This window comes from Kitasatospora sp. NPDC004669 (assembly GCF_040609455.1).
Lineage (GTDB): Bacteria > Actinomycetota > Actinomycetes > Streptomycetales > Streptomycetaceae > Kitasatospora.
Genome location: NZ_JBEXKB010000168.1, coordinates 1 through 5,506, shown reverse-complemented (window position 1 = coordinate 5,506; position 5,506 = coordinate 1). Strand labels below are relative to the sequence as shown.

Annotated in this window: 7 protein-coding genes; 3 read left to right on the top strand and 4 right to left on the bottom strand. The window is 69.7% G+C overall.

Annotated elements, in window-relative coordinates:
• The 3 genes from ABZW30_RS46405 to ABZW30_RS46395 form a co-directional block, all read right to left on the bottom strand.
• Window positions 1-399: transposase (locus tag ABZW30_RS46405; protein ID WP_355677389.1), on the bottom strand; the 399-nt coding region annotated here is incomplete at its 3' end.
• A 465-nt stretch (window positions 400-864) separates the two neighbouring features.
• A complete protein-coding gene (locus ABZW30_RS46400) occupies window positions 865-1,440 on the bottom strand; it encodes a GNAT family protein (protein ID WP_355677388.1) in 576 nt (191 codons plus the stop codon).
• A 23-nt stretch (window positions 1,441-1,463) separates the two neighbouring features.
• Window positions 1,464-2,870: a hypothetical protein gene (locus ABZW30_RS46395; protein WP_355677387.1), complete on the bottom strand. Its 1,407-nt coding sequence runs from the start codon at window positions 2,868-2,870 to the stop codon at window positions 1,464-1,466.
• 370 nt (window positions 2,871-3,240) lie between these two features.
• On the opposite strand from ABZW30_RS46395, the gene ABZW30_RS46390 reads away from it, so the two are divergent.
• The 3 genes from ABZW30_RS46390 to ABZW30_RS46380 all read left to right on the top strand — a co-directional run bounded on the left by ABZW30_RS46390 (window position 3,241) and on the right by ABZW30_RS46380 (window position 4,546).
• Window positions 3,241-3,498, top strand: a complete 258-nt coding sequence (locus ABZW30_RS46390; protein WP_355677386.1) for a hypothetical protein — start codon at window positions 3,241-3,243, stop codon at window positions 3,496-3,498.
• 41 nt (window positions 3,499-3,539) lie between these two features.
• Window positions 3,540-4,256, top strand: coding sequence for an NAD-dependent epimerase/dehydratase family protein (locus ABZW30_RS46385; protein ID WP_355677385.1), 717 nt, complete (start codon window positions 3,540-3,542; stop codon window positions 4,254-4,256).
• A 119-nt stretch (window positions 4,257-4,375) separates the two neighbouring features.
• On the top strand, window positions 4,376-4,546 hold the full coding sequence (locus ABZW30_RS46380) for a hypothetical protein (protein ID WP_355677384.1): 171 nt from the start codon (window positions 4,376-4,378) through the stop codon (window positions 4,544-4,546).
• Here the strand turns inward: ABZW30_RS46380 and ABZW30_RS46375 are convergent.
• Window positions 4,543-5,373: a glycosyltransferase family 2 protein gene (locus ABZW30_RS46375; RefSeq protein ID WP_355677390.1), complete on the bottom strand. Its 831-nt coding sequence runs from the start codon at window positions 5,371-5,373 to the stop codon at window positions 4,543-4,545. The two genes, ABZW30_RS46380 and ABZW30_RS46375, sit on opposite strands and share 4 nt — an antisense overlap.
• Window positions 5,374-5,506: the final 133 nt, after the last annotated feature.

Genomic DNA, 5,506 nt, shown 5'->3' with positions numbered 1-5,506 from the left:
GCTTCTGTGTGTCCGACATGCCCGGACGCCCCAACCTCGCCATGCGTCACATCCTCCGTCACCTGGGATGTTGCGATGACGGGTTGACTGCACCGCGGCTTTTACCAGGATCTCGTTCGCCTTCTTGACCTCGGCCAGCTCGCGGCGGATGCGGCGCAGTTCCTCGCGCTCATCGCTGGTCAGCGCGCCCGCCGGCCCCTCACCCCGATCGGTCCTGTCCTGCTTGGCCCAGCCCCGCAGCCCCTCGGGACTCACGCCCAGTTCCCGGGCGATCTCGGTGACGTTCCGATGCGGCGAGGACCGGACGAGCGCGATCGCGTCCCGCTTGAACTCGGCCGCGTACCGCTTGCTCATGTTGCTCTTGCCACTCACGATCTGGGCTGCTTCCTCCGGGACCATCCGTCCCAGTATCAGGCTGTCCAGTTCAGCGGGGGAACTTCAACGCGAGCCAGCGTTCACGCGCGAGCCCCCCTCTATAAGGGGGCTCGCGTGTACGCCTCGCCGTGAACGCCCCGTCCTCGAGCAGATTTCCGATATTCCACCGCACGCCGTAACGTCCCCTGGCCCGCTCTGCATAAGCCCAGGGAAAGCAGTGTCAGCGCATCGGAAGCCCCTGGCTGCAAGAGATCACCCGTGATCCGAACCCCGGTCAGACCACCGGAAACCGGAGCAAGTTGTGGGGTAAGTCATCCTTACCCCGGCCCGCTCCTGACGGAGCAAGTTGTCGCATCGGACGGTCTTACCGCCCGCCGCACGCATCTGCCCTCGCCCAGGGGTGCGAGGACAGGTCCCGGAGTCAAGCGCCAGCGGGGAGATCGCGGAGGCGCTGCGCTGCCGGGCCCGCAAGAACAGATCCCCGGGGGCTCAGCTCTCGCGATCGGCGACGGCACCCAGCACGCCGTTCGGTGGCCACTCGTGCTCCAGGATCGAGTAGGTGATCGAGTCGCGCCAGGCGCCGTAGACAAAGACATGGTCGCGGATCCGCCCGTCCTCCGTCATGCCGGCCCTCAGCAAGGTGCGCGCGGATGCCTCGTTGAGCGGTGATCGGGCCGCCCAGATGCGGTGCAGGCCGAGGACGTTGAAACCGAGGGCGCACAGCAGGTGGACGGTCTCCGCGCCGAGGCCCTTGCCCCACTCGGCCGGGTGGAGGGCGAAGCCGATGGTGGCGGCCTGCTGCGGTTCGGTGGCCAGGCGCGCGTAGCCGATCAACTGGTGCTCGCCGAGCCGGGTGATGGCGAGGCAGTACTCGGTTCGCGGGGTGGCGCTCGCGGAGGCGATGGAGCGGGCGGTGATCGCCTGAACCTGGTCGCGGGTGCGGGGTTCGAAGCTGAGGTGCCGGGTGGCCTCCGGGTCGCCGTAGATGGCCAGGAGGGCGTCGGTGTCCTCGGGTTCGACTTCGCGCAGTGCCAGGCGGGGGCCGGCCAGGTGAACTGGGGTCATGGCTGCGGAGCCTATCCGTGGGGTCACCGGACGAGGACCGAGGTCGGGGTGGCGGTAAAGGCCTCGATCTCCTGCTGCAGATTCACGCCCACAATGCCGTTGCGACGGCCATCGGCACTCAGCGCGGCGTGGACGCGTTGAGCGCTGCTGACGATGCCGAAGTTCCGCTGCTCGATGGGGAGGTCGAGTACCGGGCGGACGGCCTCAACGGCACCTTCGACCTCGCCTCGGGCGATGCGGGCGAGGGCGAGGTCGGTCTGGGCGCCGGCCTCGTCGCCGAAAGCCCAGTCGTCCTCGGAGGCGTCGCGGTAGGCGGCGACGGCGGCCTCGGACTGGCTCTCGCCGAGCGCTGCGTCCTCGCCGAGCTGCACGGTGGCCTCGGCAACGTAGTAGAGCTGTCGGGGCACGGGGAAGGTCATGATGCCGCCGAAGGCGTCGAGGTCGTCCGGTTCGGCGGCCGCGCGGGCGTCCTCGGCCTGCTGGATGGCGGTGCGCGTGGCCTCGCCGTCGCCGAGGAGGGAATGGGCGCGGGCGGAGAGACAGGCCAGCCAGACGCTGGTGGTGCCGCGGACGTCACCGGCCACGCTCTGCCCGAGGGCGGCGTAGTCGGCGGCCTCGCCGGGGCGGCCCGCCCAGTAGGAGATGAGCGACTGGAGCGAGCGGACCCAGGCGCGCATGGCGTGGTGGTCGGCGTTGTCTGCGCACACGAAGGCAGTGCGGGCCTGCATCATCGCGGCGCTCGGGTTGCCCAGGTCGTGGCTGGCCTTGGCGAGCATGCCGGAGGTGATCCCGGCGAGCAGGTACAGCTCGCGTGCCTGCAGGGGCTTGACGCGGCCGTGTTCGAGGAGGCGGAAGGTGAGGTCCTGCACCTCGACCAGGTCGCCGAGCAGGGTCGGCAGCGCCAGCCTCGGGTAGGCGACGGTCAGCCGCCGCACCTCGTCGTGGATCTGGCCCAGGGTCTCCGGGCCGATGCTGCTGCCCTCTGCCATCGCGGTGAACCGAAGTGCACGACGAGCCGCCATCGCGACCTGCCTTTCCAATTCCGTGGTGCCCGCGTCGAAGCGGGTCTCGCTGTTGGACGGGCCACCGGCAGGCGGCACCGCTGCCTGCTCTGAGGCGAGAAGGACAGGGACCGGCCGTGGCGGCGGGACGACGAACGAGCCGGCGACCGCAGGCGCCGGCAGGGAAGCGGCCAGCGCAGGCGCGAGGAGCACGCCGACGCTGACGCCGAACATCGCCTCCAGGACCCGGCACTGGTCCGGGTAAGGGCGGGTCTTCACCGCGCCGCCGTACCAGCGCTCGAACTGCCGCTTGGAGACCGACAGGCCGCGAAGCCGGGGGTCGTTCTCCTGCTCGGCGGCCGAGTTGGCCGTCGCCTCGAACCGGAGACGGAAGGTCTCGTAGACCTGCCAGTGGCGCTGCAGCGTCAAGACCCTTAATAGCGTGGGGGTTTCGGCCACTGCGGATCCTCTCCGTCCCCGTTCGTCTGCTCTGACGATAGCCATGGTCGGTCGGCAGGAAACCCGCCAGGAGGGCTCTCGGGCCAGATGGCGGCAGCCATGACGGTGGCCATGACGCACGACGTCGTCGGCCACGCCAACCAGCGCCCGATGGCGACGCCACCATGACGGCAGCGACGTCGTATCCATGCCTCACCGCCCGCCGCCATGCTGACGGCACTTCGCAATCCGCGCACAAGTGACAGCGAAGAGTGAGATCTGGGCGGCTTGCAGCACCTGCCGATCACCCCGTCCAGCACCACGGGCGCACCGCCCCGCGGCCGGCAATGGGAGAGATCCGATGGACAACGCCACGACCCGACGCACGGCGGAAGCGCAGTCCCCGGCGGATAGCAAGGCGAGCGCAACTGCTGAAGAGGACCGCGCCACTCGCGCCAGGCGCCGTCCGGGTCTGACCATCCGCACGTTCAGGGTCGCGCAGGACGGCACCCGCTACGACGACTCCGGCGTGATCACCGCCAACCCGGGACCCGACGAGTACGTCGCCCGAATCGAGGTCTGGCCCGACTGCGCCTGCCCGCGGCACCGCGCCAACTGATCCGCCAACACTCCACGCTCACCACAGGAAGGGAACACCTCATGTCCCTTGAACAGCTCGCCGGGAAGACCATCCTGGTCACCGGGGCCGGCGGCCTGATCGGCAGCCGCATCACGGGCCAGCTCCGCCAACTTGGCGCACGCGCCATCTCGGTGTGCAAGCTCGACGCCTATCCGCCCGAGGTGTACCGCGAGCGCTTCGGCATCGACACCTTCAACCCGGACTTCATCGTCGGCGACATCGCCGAACCGGGCCTGATGAACCGAGTGATCACCGAATGCGACTACGTGATCCACGCCGCCGCGCTGGCCGACGTCGCCGCCTGCACGCGCCGGCCGCTGGACGCCATCGACTCCAACATCATCGGCACCCAGCACGTCCTCGACGCCGTCGCCACCTCCACGCGGCTGCAGCGCATGGTGTTCGTCTCCTCGGCCAGCGTCTACGGCAACGGCAGCCCGCGGTTTGTCGAGGATGCGGCCGTCTCGCCAGTGTCGGTGTACGGGAACAGCAAGGTCTGGGGCGAGTACCAGACCGCCGCCATGCTCGGAAAGGCCGACCACTCCTACGCGATCGTGCGGTACTTCTCGGTCTACGGTGAACCGCAGGTCGTGAAGGAGAACAGCCACTCCTGGGTGGTCGCCTGGTTCACCATGCGGGCCGCACTCGGCCTGCCGCTGCAGCTCAACGGCGGCGGCCACCAGATCCGTGACCTGGTCCACGTCGACGACATCGCCACCGGCACCGGCACGCGCTGACCTCGCCCCGCGCGCACAACGAGACGGTCAACATCGGTACGGGCACCGGCACGTCGATCCGGCAGGTCGCCGAGCTGGTCCGCGCCCACTACCCCGACACCCAGCTCGTCGAGACGCCGATGCCATCCGGTGACCCCGAGGGCGGGTACGCCTCCGTCGACCGGATGGAGGAGCTGCTGGGCTGGCGGCCGACCACCAGCATCGAGGAGGGCGTCGCCCGCTACGTGGCCTGGCTGCGGGCAAACCCCGGCGCGATCCCGGAGTGGATGCGCCGGGCGGTTGCGGCCTAGATGATCGGGGGCCGGCCGAGCCGGGTCATGGTCCACACCGTGCGCCAGCGCATCGGCTTGCGCCGACCGCACGGTGTGCGCCAGCCCTCAGCGAAGCCCGAGAACCACGCCTTCAACCCGGCCGCGTTCCGCGTACGGGCGACCGTAAGCGCCACCCACACGCCGAGGTAGACCGGCACCAGCACAGCGGGCAGGTGCCGGCGCGCGAGGTACACGCGGTTGCGGGCGTTCACCCGGTAGAAGAACGAGTGCCGGGTCGGACTGGTCCGCGGGTGCTGCAGCAGCAGCTCAGGGGCGTACAGCACTCGCCAGTCCGCGTCGAGCGCCCGCCAGACCATGTCGGTCTCCTCGTGCGCGAAGAAGAACGCGTCCGGCCAGTCCCCGACCTGCGCCAGCATCTTCGTCGACAGCCCATGGCCGCCGCCGAGGAAGCTGGTCACCTCGCCACCGCGCATCGGATCGCCGGCCCGCAGCCGGGGGACGTGGCGGCGCTGGGTCAGCCCGGTCTCGTCGGCGATCCGGAAGGACACGATGCCCAGCTGGGGGTCCGCCTCGTACAGGGCCTCGATCCTCGCAAACACGTCGTCGGCGACCAGCAGGCCGTCGTCGTCCAGGTCGATCACCACGTCCACGTCACGCAGGTGCTCCAGCGCCACGTTCCGGCCGCCGGTCACCCCGAGGTTCTCAGCCAGCTCGACGCCCTCCACCCACGCCGGCAACTCCGGCAACGGGCAGCCCTGGGCGACCACCACCGTCCGCGCCGACTTGACGGTCTGCATCTCCACCGAGGCCAGCAGCTCGGCCAGTTCCTTCGGCCGCGTGCCCATGGTCAGGACCGCCACGCCCAGCTTCAAACCCACCGAACTGAGCTGCCCCGACTTTGGTGGAGTCCGCGATCGTGTGATCAAGCGGCTTGCGGGGCTCGCTCCAGTTGCGCCCAGTAATCCTGCTCGTATTCGT